Below are 20,488 nucleotides of genomic sequence, written 5' to 3'. Positions count from 1 at the left end.
GAACAGCTAAAATTCAAATCCTCTTCGAAATAGCGATACGTTTGATTGTTCAGATTCCCTTATAGAATTGAAGGCATTGATCAAACTTGCTGAGATGACGTCAGCCATGCTCATAACAAGATGGAGCCTCGTATTTTGCAAAACAAAAAACTCCATAAAGCCGCTGACATTAACGATTCCAGTGATGTGCATGTCTCCGACCGCCGGAAGCGATTTGTTGACAGCTGCACCTGGCTTTAAGGGACCTTCCGCTACTTGAAAAGAACCAATGTTTTGATAGAGACCTAAACAAGCATCCACAGCAATGATGAAGGGATGTTCGAACTGATTGTTTATCGTCTCAATCGTTTCTCCTAAATTGACAGCATGAACCGGAGATTTCAAAGTCCCAAATATATGAACATGAGTTAAATTTTGTTCCATTAGCTTCGTCCCGACTATCGGACCTAACGCATCTCCTGTTGAACGATCTGTTCCAATGCATAAAACGACGATGGAATCTTGATGTTCTTTTGGTATAAGACTTCCAATTTTTAGTGATAATTTAGTAACAGCATCTGTATGATGATAAAAGATTCTTTCTTTTTCTTTTTTATAAGGGAAAAAATTTGTTTTTACATTCATCGGCCATTCACCCCCTGAAATAGTATTACCAGTATACGGAATATTTAAATTTTCTATACCTAAAAATGAATAGTGTTTATACCTTCAAATGGGATTGGCTTGATGAAAGGTACAAATCAAATACAAAACTTGTTAAAATAAATCTATCATGGCGCCATCTAAGTATAGATGGCTTTTCGCTTTAACTAAAAAGATATACTGTATGTTTGCTATAAATGGAATATTTAAGGAAGGGATGATGACGGCTTAGATGGTTAACAAGGAATTTGACCTTTATGATATTGTTGAAATGAAGAAACCTCATCCTTGCGGAGAAAATCGCTGGAAAGTGATCCGAATGGGAATGGATATCCGTATTAAATGTGAAGGTTGCAGCCATAGTGTTCTCATGCCGAGAAAAGAATTTGTAAGAAAGATGAAAAAAGTCATTGAAAAACATAGTGAGAAGCAACAATGAAAGACTGCTGCCTTAAATCGGCAGTCTTTTTTTATAGAGCTGATCGATTTGGAGGATGAAAGCTTGTCATTTTTCTTGTTCCTATCTATAATGGGTGAAGATTAGTTGATGAGATAGTGTCCGTACAAAAAGAGGAGTGGAAAATTCATGGGATTAACTGCTGGTATTGTTGGTCTTCCGAATGTTGGAAAATCAACGCTGTTTAATGCGATCACACAAGCGGGGGCCGAGAGTGCGAACTATCCGTTTTGCACCATTGATCCGAACGTAGGAATTGTTGAAGTGCCTGATTATCGCCTGCAAAAGCTTTCAGAATTATTTAAGCCGAAAAGAACGGTTCCGACAACATTTGAATTTACTGATATCGCAGGAATTGTCAAAGGGGCAAGCAAGGGAGAAGGCCTTGGCAATAAATTTTTGTCTCACATTCGCCAAGTGGATGCAATTTGCCATGTTGTTCGCTGTTTTGATGATGAAAATATTACGCATGTTGACGGAAAAGTGGATCCGATTGCAGATATTGAAACAATTAACATCGAGTTAATTTTGGCCGATTTGGAAACAGTTGATAAACGGATCGATCGCGTTGCCAAAATAGCAAAACAAAAAGACAAGCAAGCTATGTTTGAATATGAAATTTTAATGAAGTTAAAAGAAGCGTTTGAAAATGAAAAGCCCGCCCGTTCTGTTTCATTCACGGAAGAACAGATGAAATATGTAAAACAGCTTCATTTGCTCACCATTAAACCTGTACTTTATGTAGCAAATGTTAGTGAGGAAGATATATCCTCTGGAAGTAATGAATATGTGGAAAAAGTGCGCAAATATGTTGCTGCGGAAAATGCCGAAGTAATTGTCGTATGTGCAAAAATTGAATCTGAAATGGTCGAGCTTGATTCGGAAGAAAAAGAAATGTTTTTGCAGGAGCTTGGAATTCAAGAATCTGGTTTAGATCAATTAATTAAAGCATCTTACAGCTTGCTGGGACTCGCCACATATTTTACTGCTGGGGAACAAGAGGTTCGGGCATGGACGTTCCGCAAAGGAATGAAAGCACCTGAGTGCGCAGGCATCATTCATTCTGATTTTGAACGGGGATTTATTCGGGCCGAAACAGTTTCCTATACAGACTTAATTGAGGCAGGTTCGATGGCTGCTGCAAGAGAAGCTGGAAAGGTTCGATTGGAAGGAAAAGATTACGAGGTTCAAGACGGAGATATTATTCATTTTCGATTCAATGTCTAATGTTGCGGGATCAATAAAAATTTGCTATAATTTTGGTTTGTGAGTAATGATAATTACTCCTTGCCCGAATTGGGCCGTCAAGACCAAAAGGAGGTGTAAGAGAATGAGAAAATACGAAATTATGTATATTATCCGTCCAAACATTGAAGAGGATGCTAAAAAAGAGCTAGTTGAGCGTTTTAACGGCATTCTTGTGAACAATGGTGCGGAGATTACAGAGGTGAAGGAATGGGGAAAACGCCGTCTCGCTTATGAAATTAAAGACTTTCGAGATGGTATTTACATGATTTTAAACGTTCAAGCTTCACCTCAAGCGGTTGAAGAATTTAACCGTTTGGCAAGAATCAATGAAGATATTTTACGTCATATCATTGTTAAAGAAGAAGAGTAATTTGTTCCAATATACGTGTTAAAATGGTAATATCATCTTAAAAGACATTTTAGGAGTGGTTCTGAAATGATGAATCGTGTCGTTTTGGTCGGTCGGCTTACAAGAGATCCCGAATTACGATACACGCCCAGCGGTGTAGCCGTTGCAACCTTTACATTGGCAGTTAATCGAAATTTTACAAATCAGCAAGGGGAACGCGAAGCAGATTTTATCAACTGTGTCGTTTGGCGGCGTCCTGCGGAAAACGTAGCCAACTATTTAAAAAAAGGCAGCCTTGCGGGTGTTGATGGCCGTCTTCAAACACGCAGCTATGAAGATCAAACGGGAAGAAGAGTATTTGTAACAGAGGTTGTGGCGGACAGTGTTCAATTTTTAGAACCGAAGAGTGCCGCAGTCGGGAATAATTCGGGATTTTTTGCAGGAAATCAAGGAAATGCAAATCCATATGGCGGTGCACCATTTGATCCAAACCGGAATAATCAGAACCACCAAAACTTTGACGATGATCCATTTGCTAATGATGGACAACCGATTGATATTTCAGATGATGATTTACCATTTTAACCGATTGTACGCCTAGATAAATGTAAAGAAGGGAGGAATTGTAATGGCTGGACGCAGAGGCCGCGGTAAACGCCGGAAAGTGTGCTATTTCACAGCAAACGGCATTACGCACATTGATTACAAAGATGTTGATTTGCTTAAAAAATTCATTTCTGAACGCGGAAAAATTTTGCCTCGCCGTGTAACAGGAACGAGTGCAAAATATCAACGGAAATTAACAGTTGCCATTAAACGGGCCCGTCAAATGGCATTGCTTCCTTATGTTGCAGATGATAAATAAGAAATTTCGAAGGCAGCAAGGTGAATCCCTTGTTGCTTTTTTCTTGTCCGTTAAATGAAACCATGATTTGATTGTTTAAAAAGTCTAGATTAAAATAATGGTATGAGTCTTGATTGAGGTGAGTCTGTGAAACGTACGAATGTTTTAACAGAAGGTGCTATATTCGTTGCTATTTATACCGTTTTTCTATTAATTACTTTATATGTTCCGATATTAAGCGTTATATCAATATTTTTCCTTTCGACGCCGTTTATTATTTTCGGTATCCGCCACGGAATCAAGCAGTCTTTTGTTTTATTATTAGCATCAATCGTGATGACATTTTTGGTCGGCTCCATCGTTTCGCTGCCGATTGGGCTCATGTTCAGTGTGACAGGTATCATAATGGCATACTTTTATCGTCAAAAACGGCAGCTGTTTGCGTTAATAGGCGGCACCATTTCATTGCTCATCAATTTCGTTCTTGATTATGCGTTATCAATTGTTTTTTTGGGCGTTGATCTTTTTAGTGATGTTATACAACAAACCAAGTCTTCAGTAAGGGAAACATTAGCCGCATTCCCTTCAATGGATGAAGAAATGAAAAAAACAATGATGGAGCAAATGAACGAGCAGTTTGATTTATTAATGAACTTGCTTCCGAGCATGTTTGTCATTGTGTCATTTATGTTAGCCGTGATTATACATATATTGAACATTGGAATTATAAAAAGATTAAAATTGAATGTTGGAACAATCACCCCTTTCCGCGACTGGAAATTTCCAAAAAGTATTATTTGGTATTATTTAATCGCCACTCTCCTTATGCTTATCAATTTGCCTAAAGAATCTTTTTTAAATATCGCGCTTTACAATATTGTGTTTGTTTTACAGACTGTGCTTTTAATTCAAGGGTTTTCCTTTATTTTTTATTTTTGTCATGTGAAAAAACTTTCGAAAGCAGTGCCGGTATTGATTGTAATTGGAACATTTATTTTGCCAATTCTTCTTTATCCAGTACGAATATTGGGAATCATTGATTTAGGGTTTAATCTCCGCGAAAAAATACGTTAGGTCTTGGTTCGTTCTTTTTGCAAGGAGCTGAATAAAATGCCGAGTTTTTTTGAAAAACCTTTATTCTTTTACCCGTTATACGCACTAATCGGCGTAATAGCGGCAATGGTCGGTTTTCTGTTTTTTTATAATTGGGTGATTGGCTGTATTAGCGCAATCGTTGCAGGTTGTCTGTTGTTTTTTTTCTTTTATGCTGTTAAACGGTTGAAATTGGAATTGGAACATTCTATTTCTGATTTAACGTTTCGTTTGAAAAAAGCTGGCGATGAAGTTTTTATGAAGATGCCGATTGGCATTATGCTTATCAACGATCAATTTGCCGTGGAATGGGTCAATCCATTTTTAGCTTCATATTTTAAGAACGACAAGCTGGTCGGTCGTCCTCTTGACGAAATTTCTGAAACATTAAAAGTGTTATTTCAAAAAGGGATAGATTCCGATATCGTGACTCTTCAAAACCGTAAATTTCGCGTCATTGTCAAAAAAGAAGAAAGGCTTCTTTATTTTTTTGATGAAACGGACCACACGGAACTAAAAAAGCAGTATGAAAGCGAACGGATTGTTTTAGCTTATATATTTTTAGATAATTATGATGAAATCGCACAAGGGCTCGACGATCAAAAGCGGAGCAATTTAAACAGTCTTGTGACATCCATATTAAATAAATGGGCAGTCGATAACGGTATTTTTTTAAAAAGAGTTTCCTCTGAACGTTTTATTGCGGTTTTTAATGAAAAAATTTTGGCTGAGCTTGAAAAAACGAAATTTTCTATTTTAGATGAAGTCAGAGAAAAAGCGGTTATTCAAAATGTTTCTCTCACCTTAAGCATCGGGATTGGAGCCGGCATTAAAGATCTGTCTGAATTGGGGCATCTGGCGCAGTCGAGTCTAGATCTTGCTTTAGGCCGCGGAGGAGACCAAGTTGCTATTAAACGGGGAAATGGCAAGGTTAAATTTTACGGCGGACAAACAAATCCGATCGAAAAACGCACACGCGTTAGAGCTCGAGTGATTTCTCATGCATTAAAAGAAATCATTCGTGAAAGTGATAAAGTATTTATTATGGGTCATAAAAATCCTGACATGGATTCAATTGGTTCAGCAATTGGAATATTGAAGGTGGCGCAAATCAATCATAAAGAAGGTTTTATTGTTGTAAATCATGAAGAATTCGGCCAAGGACTTCAAAAGCTTGTGGAGGAAGTAAAGAAGGACGCTGAGTTATGGTCCAGATTCATCACTCCGGATGAAGCCCTGAATATTGCAACAGATCATTCTCTTCTCGTGATTCTAGATACGAATAAACCTTCAATGGTGGCTGAACAAAAATTGCTGAGCGAAATTGACCATGTAGTAGTCATTGACCATCATCGCAGGGGAGAAGAATTTATTCAAGATCCACTGCTTGTTTATATAGAACCTTATGCATCATCTACATCTGAACTTGTTACGGAAATTTTAGTATATCAGCCTGCAGAATTTAAAATGAGTACAATAGAGGCAACTGCATTGTTGGCAGGTATTACGGTAGATACAAAATGCTTCACGCTTCGAACAGGCTCTAGAACATTCGATGCGGCGTCTTATTTGCGATCAAAAGGAGCGGATACAATCCTTGTCCAAAAATTGTTGAAAGAGGATATTCAACAATTTGTTCAACGTGCCAAGTTCATTCAAAACACAGAGATTATGAATAATGGGGTTGCAATAGCAAAAGCAGATCAAGAAGATGAATATTACGATCAAGTGATCATTGCTCAGGCAGCTGACACTCTTTTATCAATGAACGGCGTATTGGCGTCGTTTGTCATTGCGAAGCGTGATGAACATACAGTCGGTATTAGTGCTAGATCATTGGGCGATTTTAATGTTCAATTAATAATGGAAGCACTTGGAGGTGGAGGGCATTTAACAAATGCCGCGACCCAGCTGGAGCATGTTACGATAAATGAAGCAGAAAAACGATTAAAAGAAGCTGTTCAACAATATTTAGAAGGGAGAAATGAAGAATGAAAGTGATTTTTTTACAAGATGTAAAGGGGAAAGGGAAAAAAGGTGAAGTAAAAAATGTAGCTGACGGCTATGCCCAAAATTATCTTTTTAAAAAAGGTTTGGCTGTTGAAGCGACAAGTGCCAATTTAAAACAGCTGGAAGCGCAAAAGAAAAAAGAAGAAAAAGAGGCAGCGGAAGAATTAGCGCAGGCAAAAAAATTAAAAGAACAGCTTGAAAAAATCACGGTTGAATTAAAAGCGAAAGCCGGTGAGGGCGGAAGATTATTTGGTTCCGTAACAAGCAAACAAATTGCTGATCAATTAAAAAAAGCACATAATATTCAAATCGATAAACGGAAGATTGATCTTCCAGATGCGATTCGTTCTTTAGGCTATACAAATGTTCCGATTAAGCTTCATTCGGAAGTGACGGCGACGTTAAAGGTACATGTTACAGAAGAATAATGGCAAGGAGCAATGTGGTATTATGGAAAGAAGTTGATCTTGAAGTAATGCCACATTTCTCTTTATACTTTTTGGAGAAAAAATTTATGTGTCCACGGTAAGGCGGTGATCATCTTGAATGATCTTCTGGTCAGTGATCGAATTCCACCACAAAATATAGAAGCAGAGCAGGCAGTGCTTGGGGCAATTTTTTTAGAACCTGAAGCGCTTATGTTAGCTTCCGAAATATTAGTTCCTGAAGATTTTTATCGATCCAGCCATCAAAAGATTTTTCAATCGATGTTGAGGCTTTCGGAAAAAGGAGAGCCCGTCGATTTAGTAACTGTGACAAAAGACTTGGCGGATGCGAAAATTTTGGAAGAGGTTGGCGGGGTTTCTTATTTAAGCGATTTAGCGGGATCCGTTCCTACAGCAGCAAATATCGAATATTATGCGAAAATTGTTGAAGAAAAATCGATATTAAGAAGACTTATACGAACAGCAACGGCTATAGCTCAAGAAGGCTATAATCGGGAAGACGATGTGGAAACACTTTTAACAGAAGCCGAAAAAAGCATCATGGAAGTGGCGCAGCGGAGAAAAGCCGGATTGTTTCAAAACATTAAAGATATTCTTGTTCGAACATACGATAAAATTGAAATGCTCCACAATCGCAAAGGGGAAATTACAGGAATTCCTACAGGCTTTTCCGAATTGGATCGTATGACGGCCGGCTTTCAGCGAAATGATTTAATTATCGTAGCGGCCCGCCCGTCTGTCGGTAAAACTGCATTTGCCTTAAACATCGCTCAAAATGTTGCGACGAAAACGGACGAAAATGTAGCGATTTTTAGCTTGGAAATGGGTGCGGAACAGCTTGTCATGCGTATGCTATGCGCAGAAGGAAACATAGATGCCCAAAATTTGCGAACGGGAAATTTAACCCCGGATGATTGGGGAAAGTTGACGATGGCAATGGGGAGTTTATCAAATGCCGGCATTTATATTGATGATACACCTGGCATAAGAGTGAGTGATATTCGCGCCAAATGCAGACGGTTAAAACAGGAAAAGGGCCTTGGTTTAATTATCATAGATTATTTGCAATTAATTCAAGGAAGCGGGCGGAATCGGGAAAACCGCCAGCAGGAAGTTTCGGAAATATCAAGATCTCTTAAGGCTTTGGCACGTGAATTGGAAGTGCCGGTCATCGCATTATCCCAGCTATCACGAAGCGTCGAGCAGCGTCAAGATAAACGCCCGATGATGTCAGATATTCGGGAGTCCGGTAGTATTGAGCAGGATGCAGATATCGTCGCCTTTTTATACAGAGATGATTACTACAATACGGAATCAGAAAACAAAAATATTATTGAAATCATTATAGCCAAGCAGCGGAACGGCCCTGTAGGAACTGTTCAGCTTGCATTTGTAAAAGAATATAATAAATTTGTAAATCTTGAAAGGAGATATGAAGACGATCATATTCCTCCTGCTGTCTCTTGATGAGGCAGTTGTTTTTTTGTAAGCATCTTATATAACACGAACAAAATATTTAATAATAAAGTGAACGTTCGGATTTTATTGACTCTACTTGCTACAATTGGTAGAATAAACTTGTTTCTTTGTATTGGATTTTTGGTGAACACGGAGGTGCACACATGTCATCAGTTGTTGTTGTTGGTACACAATGGGGGGATGAAGGAAAAGGGAAAATAACCGATTTCCTTTCTCAAAATGCGGAAGTGATCGCCCGTTACCAAGGTGGAAACAATGCTGGCCATACAATCAAATTTAACGGTGAAACATATAAACTGCATTTAATCCCATCCGGTATTTTTTATCAAGATAAAATTTGTGTCATCGGAAACGGAATGGTTGTCGATCCTAAAGCGCTGGTAGAAGAGTTGAACGGTTTGCATAAACGGGGAATTCAAACAAATAATCTGCGAATTTCCAACCGCGCTCACGTCATTTTGCCTTATCATTTAAAATTGGATGAAGTGGAAGAAGAACGAAAAGGAGCCAACAAGATCGGGACGACGAAAAAAGGAATAGGTCCAGCCTATATGGATAAAGCAGCCCGTATTGGCATCCGCATCGCCGATTTATTGGATCGTGAAGTCTTTGAAGAAAAATTGAGAAGAAATTTAGAAGAAAAAAATCGCCTGTTTGAAAAAGTATACGAAGTTGAAGGGTTTAAACTGGAAGAGATTTTAAATGAATACTACGAGTACGGCCAACAAATCAAACAATATGTATGCGACACATCTGTTGTGCTGAACGACGCGCTTGATGAAGGACGCCGTGTTTTATTTGAAGGAGCTCAAGGCGTTATGCTTGATATCGATCAAGGTACATATCCTTTTGTTACATCTTCCAATCCAGTAGCAGGCGGTGTGACAATTGGAGCAGGTGTAGGTCCTACGAAAATTAAACATGTTGTCGGCGTATCAAAAGCTTATACAACTCGTGTAGGAGACGGTCCGTTTCCGACAGAGCTCCACGATGAAATTGGCGATCAAATTCGTGAAGTTGGACGGGAATATGGCACAACAACAGGACGTCCACGTCGAGTGGGCTGGTTTGACAGCGTTGTTGTTCGCCATGCGCGCCGGGTAAGCGGAATAACTGATTTATCTTTAAATTCCATCGATGTATTGACAGGAATCGAAACATTAAAAATATGCATCGCCTACAAATACAAAGGTGAAATTTTAGAAGAATTTCCAGCAAGTTTAAAAGTACTTGCACAGTGCGAACCTGTCTATGAGGAATTGCCGGGTTGGAAGGAAGACATTACGGGGGCAAAAAGCTTGGACGATCTTCCTGACAATGCACGCCATTATGTTGAACGGATTTCCCAGTTAACAGGTATCCCACTTTCCATCTTTTCAGTTGGTCCAGATCGTTCACAAACAAATGTTGTCCGCAGTGTATACAGTCCAATATAATAAACTTGGAGGGATCGGCTGTTCCCTCTTTTTTTTGTGAAATTAAAAAAAATCGTTGTTTTGTCCCTCTAGAAATGATATTATTATACACGTCTTGAGAAAAATGAGCGTATTGGCTCCGAACTGTTCGCACAATGCATCTAACATCCTCGAAAAATCAGGAAGAGGAAGGGACATCTGACAAATTTTAAAATGGGTTAGATAGAAAAAAATTTTTTTATGAGCCATTAGCTCAGTCGGTAGAGCAACGAGTAAGGCTTCATCGAATAGGCGACGAGTTGTCCCGACGCATCCATCATCCTCGAAAAAGCCGGAAGAGGAAGGGACATCTGACAAATTTTAAAATGGATTAGAAGAAAAAAAAATTTTATGAGCCATTAGCTCAGTCGGTAGAGCAACGAGCAAGGCTTCATCGAATAGGCGACGAGTTGTCCCGACGCATCCATCATCCTCGAAAAAGCCGGAAGAGGAAGGGACATCTGACAAATGAAAAATGGATTAGAAGAAAAAAAATTTTATGAGCCATTAGCTCAGTCGGTAGAGCAACGAGCAAGGCTTCATCGAATAAGCGACGAGTTGTCCCGACGCATCCAACATCCTCGAAAAGACTGGCAGAGGAAGGGACATCTGACAAATGAAAAATGGATTAGGAGAAAAAAATTTTTTATGAGCCATTAGCTCAGTCGGTAGAGCATCTGACTTTTAATCAGAGGGTCGGAGGTTCGAATCCTCCATGGCTCACCATTACAATCGAGAAATATTATACAAGCTGCCTCACATTCGAGAATCCACATATATGAAAGGCTTGAGAGAGGGAAAAAGAGTTCGCATTCTTGAAAACTTTATACGGCTCGGTAGCTCAGTCGGTAGAGCAAAGGACTGAAAATCCTTGTGTCGGCGGTTCGATTCCGTCCCGAGCCACTTCATACGCACGGTTTATCCGTGCTATTTTTGGCTATAAGTAAGTTAAACCAAAATTGGTAACATTTGTGGTTGTAAATAGAAATTTGATTTCTCATCTCAAGCTGTTACAATAAGATAAAAATTGATATAATAGGTTTGATAGGAATTTACAGGGGTTTACTCTAAGTTCCAAAACCTATTGAATTTAAGACCTCTAGCAATAGCTAGGGGTTTTCTGCTTGTTTTTTCCATTTGTATTGAAAGTTGATGATGAGATGAATGTAATCGTGGTAAAGTAAAGTTAATAGATAATAGATCAAAAGGGGAGAAAATGATGGAAAATAAAAAAATATTAGTTGTTGATGACGAAAAACCAATTGCAGATATATTAGAGTTTAATCTTAAAAAAGAAGGTTTTGATGTATACTGTGCTTATGATGGAACAAGCGCGATTGAAATGGTGGAAGAAATTAAACCTGACTTGATATTGTTAGATATTATGCTTCCCAGCAAGGATGGAATGGAAGTGTGCCGGGAAGTTCGAAAAAAATATGAAATGCCGATTATTATGTTGACTGCGAAAGATTCAGAAATCGATAAAGTGCTTGGTCTGGAGCTTGGTGCTGATGATTATGTGACAAAACCATTCAGCACAAGAGAGCTCTTGGCAAGGGTAAAGGCAAATTTACGAAGACAGCAAACAAATGCTGCAAGGGAAGCGGCTTCTGAACAGTCGGAAATTCAAATCGGCTCTCTCGTTATTCATCCTGATGCATATGTCGTTTCAAAACGGGGAGAAACGATCGAGCTTACTCATCGTGAGTTTGAATTGCTTCACTATTTAGCGAAGCACATTGGACAGGTCATGACCCGAGAGCATTTGCTGCAAACCGTTTGGGGATATGACTATTTCGGAGACGTCAGAACTGTAGATGTCACGGTTAGAAGACTTAGGGAAAAAATTGAAGACAACCCAAGCCATCCAATATGGATTGTGACAAGAAGAGGGGTAGGTTATTATTTGCGCAATCCTGAACAGGAGCAGTGAACATGTATAGCAGTCGAGTGAGTTTTTTCCGTTCGATACATTTTAAAATTGTGCTGATCTATGTGCTTCTGATTATTTTGGCTATGCAAATCATCGGTATTTACTTCGTTAAGGAATTGGAATCTTCTCTTATAGAAAATTTTAAATCTTCCCTTTCGCAGCGGATTGATTTGCTGGCTTACCAGATTGAGCAAGCGATGACGAATGAAGAAGTGGACGAATCATTGAATATGGAAGATGAGATATCTGCTATTTTGCAAGATTTTAAACGGGAGGAAATTCATGAAGTTCGCGTAGTGGACCAAGATGCGCGTGTCATCGGGACATCTGATTACAACAAAGATGTGATCGGGAAAAGAACAACTGAAAATATGATTAAACGGACTTTAATCGTCGGTTCGCCTGAAAGCAATATTTTGCTTGATCCGCAAACGAAGCATCGAATGTACGTATCAGCGACTCCGATCGTCACAGATTATAAACGAGAAACAATTGGCGTTGTTTATGTCGTTGCCTCAATGGAGGAAGTTTTTTCACAATTGCGGACGATTAACAAAATTTTTGCAACAGGCACAGGGATGTCCCTTCTTATTACCGCGGCGCTAGGAATTTTTCTTGCCCGCACTATAACCCGTCCGTTGTCAGATATGAGAAGGCAAGCGTTGGAGCTGGCAAAAGGGAATTTTTCCAGAAAAGTAAAAGTGTACGGCGAAGATGAAATTGGACAGCTTGCATTAACGTTCAATCATCTCACGGAAAAATTGGAGGAAGCACAGGAAACAACTGAAGAAGAGCGCAGAAAGCTGGCGTCTATTATTACTCATATGACAGAAGGTGTCATAGCTACAGATCGGCATGGAAAAGTAATTGTCATGAACAATCCGGCCCATGAAATGTTGAATGTTTCACGTGAAACAGCCTTAGGAAAATCAATTGTGGAGCTTTTAGATTTAACGGATGAATGTACTTTTGAAGATTTAGTGAACCAGCAAGAACCGATGCTGTTAGATTTCAGCACAGAGGAAAAACCGTATATATTACGAATCAGCTTTTCTACAATACAAATTGATGAAGATCATATTAACGGATTGATTGCGGTAGTTTACGATGTAACAGAGCAGGAACGAATCAACCAAGAGCGGCGTGAATTTGTCGCAAACGTTTCTCATGAGCTGCGGACGCCGCTTACTACAATGCGCAGTTATTTGGAAGCATTGGCGGAAGGGGCTTGGAAAGACGAAACGATCGCACCAAAATTTTTACAAGTGACGCAAAACGAAACGGAGCGGATGATTAGGCTGGTTAATGACTTGCTCCAGCTATCAAAACTAGATAGTAAAGATTATCAATTAAATAAAGACATGGTGAATTTCACAGACTTTTTCCACAAAATTATTGATCGTTTTGAAATGTCTAAGCAGCAGCATGTCACATTTGTACGAAACATTCCGAAAAAAAGCCTTTATGTAGAAATTGAACCCGATAAAATTACGCAAGTGCTCGATAATATTATTTCCAATGCTTTGAAATATTCTCCTGAAGGCGGAAAAATCTCTTTTCAAGTAAAAGAACAAGTTGACCATATTGAAGTCAGTGTAAAAGATGAAGGCATTGGAATTCCAAAAGAAAGTGTGAAAAAAATTTTTGAACGTTTTTATCGTGTTGATAAGGCTAGATCACGCAAAATGGGCGGAACCGGTCTTGGTCTTGCAATTGCAAAAGAGATGGTGGAAGCACACGGAGGAGAAATTTGGGTGGAAAGTGAAGAAGGAAAAGGCACGACTGTATTTTTCACATTGCCATATGAACAGAACCAAGAGGATGATTGGCTATGAACCGGGAAACGATAAAATCCATTATTTTAACATTTTTAGTGCTGACAAGTTTATTCTTCACCTGGAATATTTGGACATATCAGCCAAACTACGGGGAAATTTCAAACTCCAACTATATTGAAAACAACCCGTTAAGCAATGTAACAAAAAAGCCTTATGAAGTCGTGCAGCCGGATCATATTATGATTCATGAAAAAATAAAACATTACGCAACTTATGACGAAATCGTCATCGAAAGACTTTGGAAGGATATCCGTCAGTGGGAGCTAGAGGAATTCAAAAATATTTCTGGAGAGATTGAAAAGCAATATGGTTTTAATCAATGGATAAACAGGGAAATACATAATTCAACCCCTAACTTTGAAGTTATTTTTAACGACTCGATTCCGATGTCAGCCCTCTTATCAATAACCGACTGGACGGATGAAGAAGATTTCAACATAGAATTTGATCGGATTTACATTCCTCTGACAAACGAGAAAGCGAACCGAAAACTTTATTTAGTCGACTACGAGCATAAATATGTAGTAGAAGCACAGGTGAAAACCGTTTTAAGCAATTTGTGGACGGAGGTGTATAAAGAAAAAGAAAACTTTGAAAGCTACGTGTTTTGGAACGGATTATTTTTGCCTGAAAAGCCGTTTCCGATTCATCGCCTTCAATATTTTACAAAATCAATGAGCGGTGAGCAGTTTAAAAATGCATTGTTTAATGATCCAAGTTATGTAAAACGGGATGTCAATGCTTCCGAATTTGTGTATACAGACAGCTCCCGTCAGCTTGTCATCAACGAAGATAAAGAAAGGGTTGTTTACGTTAATCCGACAATTGACCAGTCTTTAACGACGGAAAAAGGAAAATTGATCTTGCAGAGCATTGATTTTTTGAACAAACATGGCGGTTGGCTGTCAGGATTAAATGATTATCGCTTCGAAAAAACGGATCAAGAACAGAAAATTTATTTTCGTCTAACGGTTCGAAATTTGCCAGTATTTTCGTTCAGCGATTCGCATTATTCGATCACGACGATCATGCAAAGCTGGGGAAAGAATGATATTGCCTTATATCAGCGTCCGTTATTTTATTTGGATGGTTTTATCCGGGAAGATAAAACGACTTTACCTAAAGCAGCAGATATAATTGAAGCTATTAAAGATAATCCAAGCATTGAAGCCGACAAAATAAAACGTATTTTTCCCGCTTATGACATACAACAGTCGTCACGGCAAAATATCGTAAATTTGGAGCCGATATGGTGCATTGAACTCGAAAACGATAAATATCAAAGGCTGAATGTGAAAAAAGCGGGTAAAGGAGGGGAAGGTATTGGATTGGAGTAAAACGAAAACTGTGTTTATTATTGCCTTCCTGATCCTTGATATTTATTTAGCTTTTCAGTATGTTGAAAAAATCAAAAGCTCCAAATATGATATGATCACGAAAACGACGATTGAAGAGCAGTTTGCAGCGGAAAATATACAATTTGGGAAGCTTCCAAAAGAAGTAATAGAAGGTTCTTATATAACGGCAGAAAGCAAAATATTTAAGGAAGAAGAAATCGAACAACTGAAAAATCAAAAGCCGATGCTGCCTGATGAGGAGTTGACTCGTTCGGTAACAAAGCTTCGGATGAGTTTTGACAAACCGATTCCAATTGTAGGAGAAAATATCGAAAATAAGATCAAGCAAATTTTAACGACACAAATCATTGCGGGCAGTCAATACAAGTTTTGGCGCTACAGCAAAGAAACAAGGGAAATTATTTGTCTGCAGGAGTACAAAGGAAAAATTATTTTTCAAGATGTAAGTGATGGAATCGGTATGATTGTCTTTTATTTAAATGATAAAAATGAAATTGTGTCTTATCAGCAAACATTGCTAGAAGATATAAAAGAATTGGAGAAGCAGGAAATATTGCCTGCGATTAAAGCATTGGAAGCTCTTTATGAAAAAAATGATTTGAAATCTAACAGTAAAGTAACCGATGTAGAATACGGATATTACACACAATACCCGCTGTCGGAACAGCAAATTTTGGCTCCGACATGGCATGTAGTTGTCAATAAAACAGAAGATTATTATGTGAATGCATTGGAAGGTCAGGTCATTAAACCGGAGAAAGAGAATAATAATTTGGAGTGAGTGAAGGAAATGAGCCTTAATTTCAGTGTTCTCGCGAGCGGCAGCACAGGGAATGCCATTTATGTAGAAACAGATGAACATTCCCTGTTAATCGATGCAGGATTAAGTGGTAAACAAATGGAAAATTTGTTTCAGGAAATTCAACGGGACATAAAAAATTTAAGCGGTATATTAGTCACCCATGAGCATAGCGATCACATCAAGGGACTTGGAATTTTAGCGAGAAAATACGAAATTCCGATTTTCGCGAATGAAAAAACGTGGAAAGCAATGGAGAGAGAAATCGGCGAAATTCATTTAGAACAAAAGTTTACTTTTGAAATCGGCGAAACGAAATCGTTTGGAAGTTTAGAGGTTGAATCATTTGGCGTTTCCCATGATGCAGCAGAACCAATGTTTTTTGTGTTTCACCACCATGGAAAAAAACTAGCGTTAATTACTGATACTGGATATGTAAGCGACAGAATGAAAGGGATCATACGCGGTGCAGATGTTTTTATTTTTGAAAGCAACCATGACGTAGAAATGCTGCGAATGTGCCGGTATCCTTGGAATGTAAAACGAAGAATTTTATCTGATGTTGGACATGTTTCAAATGAAGATGCTGCACTTGCTATGGCTGATGTCATTGGCGACAAGACGAAACGAATTTATTTGGCGCATTTAAGTAAAGAAAATAATATGAAAGAGCTCGCACGAATGTCTGTCCAGCAAGTATTAGAGAAAAAAGGATTCATTGTCGGAGAACAATTTGAATTATATGATACAGATCCAAAGAAACCGACGCCTCTCGTAGCTGTTTAAATGTTTGAATTTCACCATCGTTGGGTATGTTAATGTTGTCATATATTTTTCCTGCCAGCTCGCGTTATACTATAATAATGTAGATAAAATCATTCGTCATCGGAAAGGAATGATGAGGCGATGGGATATTATGATGATGATTTTGAACGGTATAATAACAGAAAACAAAGGGGAAACCGGGGCGGATCATTATTGGCAGGGTTAATCGGAGCCGTGTTAGGCGCGTTATTAGTTATTTTCTCCCTTCCAGCATTAGCACAATTCAATATTCTTCCATATAATCTGAACATCAGTCCAGACCAAAATGAGGAAGGGGAAACAGAAAATGTCCAAGGGCCAGTCAAAACAGTAAATGTAAATGTGAATTCAGCAGTTACAGAAGCAGTCAATAAAGTGAGTGATGCGGTTGTCGGAGTCGTCAATATTCAGCAAGTAAGCTTCTGGGATCAAACACAAGAGGGAGAAGCAGGAACAGGATCAGGGGTCATCTACAAAAAGGAAGGCGATAAAGCCTATATTGTAACAAATCATCATGTTGTAGCCGGAGCGCATCAATTGGAAGTTGTATTAAACGACGAAACACGCATTCCCGCTGAACTTGTCGGCAGTGATCAGCTGATGGATTTAGCAGTATTGGTTGTGGATGCAAAGCACGTTAAGAAGGTTGCTGAATTCGGCAATTCGGACACAGTCAAACCAGGTGAGCCGGTGCTGGCAATCGGAAACCCGCTCGGCTTGCAATTTGCTGGGTCTGTTACACAAGGAATTATTTCTGGAACAGAACGAACCATTCCTGTTGATATTGATGAAAACGGAACAGTGGATTGGCAGGCGGAAGTGCTGCAGACGGATGCCGCGATTAATCCAGGAAACAGCGGCGGAGCACTTGTGAATTTAGACGGGAAAGTAATTGGAATTAATTCCATGAAAATTGCTGAATCCGCGGTGGAAGGAATCGGACTGTCTATCCCAATTAACATTGCAATTCCGATTATTAATGATCTTGAAAAATTCGGCGAAGTGAAGCGTCCATATATGGGAATCGGTCTTCAGTCTCTTGAAGACATCCCAAGCTATTATTGGGAAGAGGCATTAAATTTGCCAAAGGACGTTAAAAACGGCGTGATTGTGATGAGTGTTGAGCCGATGTCGCCAGCTCAACGCGCAGGTTTGAGAGAGAAGGACGTAATTATAGAGCTTGCTGGGAAAAAGGTCGAAAATGTTCTCCAGCTTCGAAAGCAGCTATACAGCCAAAAGGTTGGAAGCACAGTGGAAGTAAAATTCTATCGAAACGGCGAGTTGAAAACAGTGAAGCTGAAGCTCGTTGAACAAAAATCTTTTTAAAGAACAGGAAGGCGAATCAGCTTTCCTGTTTTCATTATGGGGTAGGAGGATTATAAATGTATTGCTGCGAGGATCATATTGATTTAGCAATCGACATGTATGTAGACCAGTATGAAACAGCACCAAATATTCAAAAAATTGAATTTAATCACAGCTTATCCACAACCTGTGAATTGTGCGAAAAAACCGCAGTATATATAGTTGGGAACTGATTTTCGGACACGAAATATAGAGGTATTCATCCACAATTGTGGATAAAATCTGTGGAATATTTGTTATTTTATGTGGGAAATAGTTATCAACATGTTGATAAAATAAAAAAGGGGAAATATGAAAGTTGAACATTCAAATTATAGCGATTGGGAAGCTGAAGGAAAAATATTTAAAGCAGGGAATCGACGAATATTTAAAGCGCCTTTCATCGTATGCGAAAGTTGACATCATTGAACTTCCTGAGGAAAAGGCTCCTGAACAAATAAGCCTGCAGGAAATGGAACTAATCAAAAACAAAGAAGGCGAACGAATTTTAGCCAAAATCCCGACCGATGCATACACCATCGCCCTCGCCATTGGAGGCAAGATGAAATCCTCGGAAGAGTTCGCACATAGTATAGATAAACTGGCCACATACGGAAAAAGCAAAATCGCCTTTATCATCGGCGGATCGCTCGGACTGAGCAAAGAGGTAATGAAACGGGCGGACGAAGCCCTCTCCTTTTCCAAAATGACCTTCCCCCATCAGCTCATGCGCCTCATTTTGCTCGAACAAATCTATCGGGCATTTCGGATTATGAGGGGGGAACCGTACCATAAGTGAATAGCGGTTTTTGGAGATAGCTTAGTAGATGGATTTTGGAGAAATGCCACTGTGAAGGACAAAAATAATCTAATAAAATTTGTAAATGTCATTCATAGAGGCGATGAAGTCCAAAAAGAAGCAATTGTATATGCTAAATGTCCGTCATAAAACTATTGAAGAACATAATTAAGAAAGAGAGCATAAGAAAAGTCCTTCATAAGACTCCTGAAGGACATAAACAAGATAGGAAACATAGGAAAAGGGGCTGTCTAATAAGTCGATTTTCCGGCTTATAGACGCCCCTTTAATGTTTTAGAAACGTTGATATATCAATGCTTATGATGTTTCGTTTTCAATGGATTTTGACTTTCTGGACAACCCCAAAATAAGAATAATACAGTCTAACTAAAGGATAGATCTTCTACTTATTACTCATAATAAGTCCATTGACGAACTCCTACTTGATTAAAATTATTGTTTAGAATTCTTCTGATTCTTTTTTTAGATGGTACCATTTGACACCATTCATGAATTGCATTCGTAGTAATCCGATGATCTGGAAAAAGAAGCTTAAATTCCTTCACACTCCGCATTACGGAAGCTGTAACTAATTCTTCGTGTCTACATTCCTTACATACACATTTTCTTCCTTCGATGTAGATAGAAAAAGACTTGCATTGAACACAGGTGATTCCTTTTCGTACCTGTTCATAATCATATGATGGTAACTGTTGATAAGGCGATTCAGTTATATGCAAGGAAATAAGCTTATCCGCTAGCTTCTTGTGTTTTCTATTTAACTTTGAAGGTTTGGTATTTAGTTTGTCCAAATATTGGTCTAGCTGAGTAGGAAAAATAAATGGTTTATCGAGAGGTGCTTGATATAGGGTAAAATTAGGATTGATAAAAACAACCGAAGCATCAATTTGAGGATTAAAACCAAGATTAAGGAGTAGCTGGCGTAATAAATAATTACTTCTATTCAATTGATGAAGAGGATTAATAATTTCGGATTTGGTTATTTTAAACAACATATCTGATTCGTGATAATAATCCCCTTCATAATTTTTGACCTCAAATAAATAATTTTTCTCTGAAGTTATAATTAAAGAATCAATTTGGAAGTTGGTATTATTTATATTTAGTAGTAAGTCATTTAAAATAATGCATTCACATTGAAGTTTCTCTGTTAAGGCATCAAATAAAACTTCCCCTTCATAATCCATTCGAGTGTTCAAAAGCTCCATAATCAACAATTCTTTAGACTTAGTTCGAGCTTTATAAAGCATAGTCTACGTCCTTTCATTTAATGGAATTGGTTATATGTTGTTGAGTTGATTATCAATAATGCGAGAAGACTATGTATGGAAAAAAAACAAGTGCAGAGTATTGCAACGAAAAATAAGATTTGATTGTATATGATTCATTTGAATAGTTTAATCGCTCTAATCGCTCAACTATACCAGCATATCGAATTGCGCTTGGCCCCATATCAACACCTCTGCGCATTTAACCTAAATCCATTGGAACCCCTATTATTGATATATTTTTTTTCTTCAATTTTTAAATTCCCCTTTTAAATTCTACTCTAACTATAAGCATAAAAGTTA

At 38.5% G+C, this 20,488-nt stretch carries 20 protein-coding genes, 2 tRNA genes and 1 pseudogene; 20 read left to right on the top strand and 3 right to left on the bottom strand.

Annotated elements, in window-relative coordinates; all coding sequences use genetic code 11:
- Positions 1-6: 6 nt before the first annotated feature.
- Entirely contained in the window at positions 7-624 is a 618-nt protein-coding gene (gene yyaC / locus NSQ94_RS19070; RefSeq protein ID WP_339229843.1) for a spore protease YyaC, read from the bottom strand.
- Positions 625-874: 250 nt separating this feature from the next.
- Between yyaC and NSQ94_RS19065 the strand changes: the two genes are divergently transcribed.
- The 20 genes from NSQ94_RS19065 to rlmH all read left to right on the top strand — a co-directional run bounded on the left by NSQ94_RS19065 (position 875) and on the right by rlmH (position 18,896).
- A complete protein-coding gene (locus NSQ94_RS19065; protein ID WP_063387758.1) occupies positions 875-1,081 on the top strand; it encodes a DUF951 domain-containing protein in 207 nt (68 codons plus the stop codon).
- 147 nt (positions 1,082-1,228) lie between these two features.
- Positions 1,229-2,326, top strand: coding sequence for a redox-regulated ATPase YchF (ychF, locus tag NSQ94_RS19060; RefSeq protein WP_063387759.1), 1,098 nt, complete (start codon positions 1,229-1,231; stop codon positions 2,324-2,326).
- Positions 2,327-2,429: 103 nt separating this feature from the next.
- Positions 2,430-2,717, top strand: coding sequence for a 30S ribosomal protein S6 (gene rpsF, locus NSQ94_RS19055; protein ID WP_063387760.1), 288 nt, complete (start codon positions 2,430-2,432; stop codon positions 2,715-2,717).
- A 66-nt stretch (positions 2,718-2,783) separates the two neighbouring features.
- Positions 2,784-3,281: a single-stranded DNA-binding protein gene (gene ssb, locus NSQ94_RS19050; protein WP_063387761.1), complete on the top strand. Its 498-nt coding sequence runs from the start codon at positions 2,784-2,786 to the stop codon at positions 3,279-3,281.
- A gap of 43 nt (positions 3,282-3,324) precedes the next feature.
- A complete protein-coding gene (gene rpsR / locus NSQ94_RS19045; protein WP_044748995.1) occupies positions 3,325-3,561 on the top strand; it encodes a 30S ribosomal protein S18 in 237 nt (78 codons plus the stop codon).
- A gap of 126 nt (positions 3,562-3,687) precedes the next feature.
- Positions 3,688-4,614, top strand: coding sequence for a YybS family protein (locus NSQ94_RS19040; protein ID WP_066251762.1), 927 nt, complete (start codon positions 3,688-3,690; stop codon positions 4,612-4,614).
- 36 nt (positions 4,615-4,650) lie between these two features.
- Positions 4,651-6,627, top strand: coding sequence for a DHH family phosphoesterase (locus tag NSQ94_RS19035; protein WP_339229841.1), 1,977 nt, complete (start codon positions 4,651-4,653; stop codon positions 6,625-6,627).
- Positions 6,624-7,070: a 50S ribosomal protein L9 gene (gene rplI / locus NSQ94_RS19030; protein WP_063387764.1), complete on the top strand. Its 447-nt coding sequence runs from the start codon at positions 6,624-6,626 to the stop codon at positions 7,068-7,070. Before NSQ94_RS19035 ends, rplI begins: the two co-directional genes overlap by 4 nt.
- Before the next feature lie 114 nt (positions 7,071-7,184).
- Positions 7,185-8,555: a replicative DNA helicase gene (gene dnaB, locus NSQ94_RS19025; RefSeq protein ID WP_063387765.1), complete on the top strand. Its 1,371-nt coding sequence runs from the start codon at positions 7,185-7,187 to the stop codon at positions 8,553-8,555.
- A gap of 155 nt (positions 8,556-8,710) precedes the next feature.
- Positions 8,711-10,003, top strand: a complete 1,293-nt coding sequence (locus tag NSQ94_RS19020) for an adenylosuccinate synthase (RefSeq protein ID WP_063387766.1) — start codon at positions 8,711-8,713, stop codon at positions 10,001-10,003.
- Between the two features lie 668 nt (positions 10,004-10,671).
- Positions 10,672-10,747: transfer RNA gene (locus NSQ94_RS19015), tRNA-Lys, on the top strand.
- A gap of 104 nt (positions 10,748-10,851) precedes the next feature.
- Positions 10,852-10,924: transfer RNA gene (locus NSQ94_RS19010), tRNA-Phe, on the top strand.
- Positions 10,925-11,240: 316 nt separating this feature from the next.
- A complete protein-coding gene (gene yycF / locus NSQ94_RS19005; protein ID WP_063387767.1) occupies positions 11,241-11,954 on the top strand; it encodes a response regulator YycF in 714 nt (237 codons plus the stop codon).
- A 2-nt stretch (positions 11,955-11,956) separates the two neighbouring features.
- On the top strand, positions 11,957-13,789 hold the full coding sequence (walK, locus tag NSQ94_RS19000) for a cell wall metabolism sensor histidine kinase WalK (protein WP_066251764.1): 1,833 nt from the start codon (positions 11,957-11,959) through the stop codon (positions 13,787-13,789).
- Positions 13,786-15,129 carry a two-component system activity regulator YycH gene (gene yycH, locus NSQ94_RS18995; protein ID WP_339193711.1) on the top strand — a complete coding sequence of 448 codons (1,344 nt, stop codon included), beginning with the start codon at positions 13,786-13,788 and terminating at the stop codon, positions 15,127-15,129. Before walK ends, yycH begins: the two co-directional genes overlap by 4 nt.
- Positions 15,116-15,931 carry a two-component system regulatory protein YycI gene (gene yycI, locus NSQ94_RS18990; RefSeq protein WP_063387770.1) on the top strand — a complete coding sequence of 272 codons (816 nt, stop codon included), beginning with the start codon at positions 15,116-15,118 and terminating at the stop codon, positions 15,929-15,931. Before yycH ends, yycI begins: the two co-directional genes overlap by 14 nt.
- A 9-nt stretch (positions 15,932-15,940) precedes the next feature.
- Positions 15,941-16,735: an MBL fold metallo-hydrolase gene (locus tag NSQ94_RS18985; protein ID WP_327862594.1), complete on the top strand. Its 795-nt coding sequence runs from the start codon at positions 15,941-15,943 to the stop codon at positions 16,733-16,735.
- Between the two features lie 120 nt (positions 16,736-16,855).
- The gene (locus NSQ94_RS18980; RefSeq protein ID WP_339229838.1) at positions 16,856-18,079 is read left to right on the top strand and encodes a S1C family serine protease; all 1,224 of its coding nucleotides are present in this window, start codon (positions 16,856-16,858) and stop codon (positions 18,077-18,079) included.
- Between the two features lie 56 nt (positions 18,080-18,135).
- Entirely contained in the window at positions 18,136-18,291 is a 156-nt protein-coding gene (locus NSQ94_RS18975; protein ID WP_144598404.1) for a CxxH/CxxC protein, read from the top strand.
- 125 nt (positions 18,292-18,416) lie between these two features.
- Positions 18,417-18,896 (top strand): 23S rRNA (pseudouridine(1915)-N(3))-methyltransferase RlmH, encoded by a 480-nt coding sequence (gene rlmH / locus NSQ94_RS18970; protein WP_339229836.1) that lies wholly within the window; start codon positions 18,417-18,419, stop codon positions 18,894-18,896.
- Between the two features lie 410 nt (positions 18,897-19,306).
- Here rlmH and NSQ94_RS18965 read toward each other — a convergent pair whose 3' ends face one another.
- Together NSQ94_RS18965 and NSQ94_RS18960 are read right to left on the bottom strand one after the other, a co-directional pair.
- On the bottom strand, positions 19,307-20,167 hold the full coding sequence (locus NSQ94_RS18965) for a nuclease-related domain-containing protein (protein WP_144598406.1): 861 nt from the start codon (positions 20,165-20,167) through the stop codon (positions 19,307-19,309).
- Positions 20,168-20,309: 142 nt separating this feature from the next.
- Positions 20,310-20,402, bottom strand: a pseudogene (locus NSQ94_RS18960) (arginase); the annotation flags it as partial.
- Positions 20,403-20,488: the final 86 nt, after the last annotated feature.

This window comes from Aeribacillus sp. FSL K6-2833, assembly GCF_037965815.1.
GTDB classification, from domain to species: domain Bacteria; phylum Bacillota; class Bacilli; order Bacillales; family Aeribacillaceae; genus Aeribacillus; species Aeribacillus composti.
This window is presented reverse-complemented; position numbering and strand designations above follow the sequence as displayed.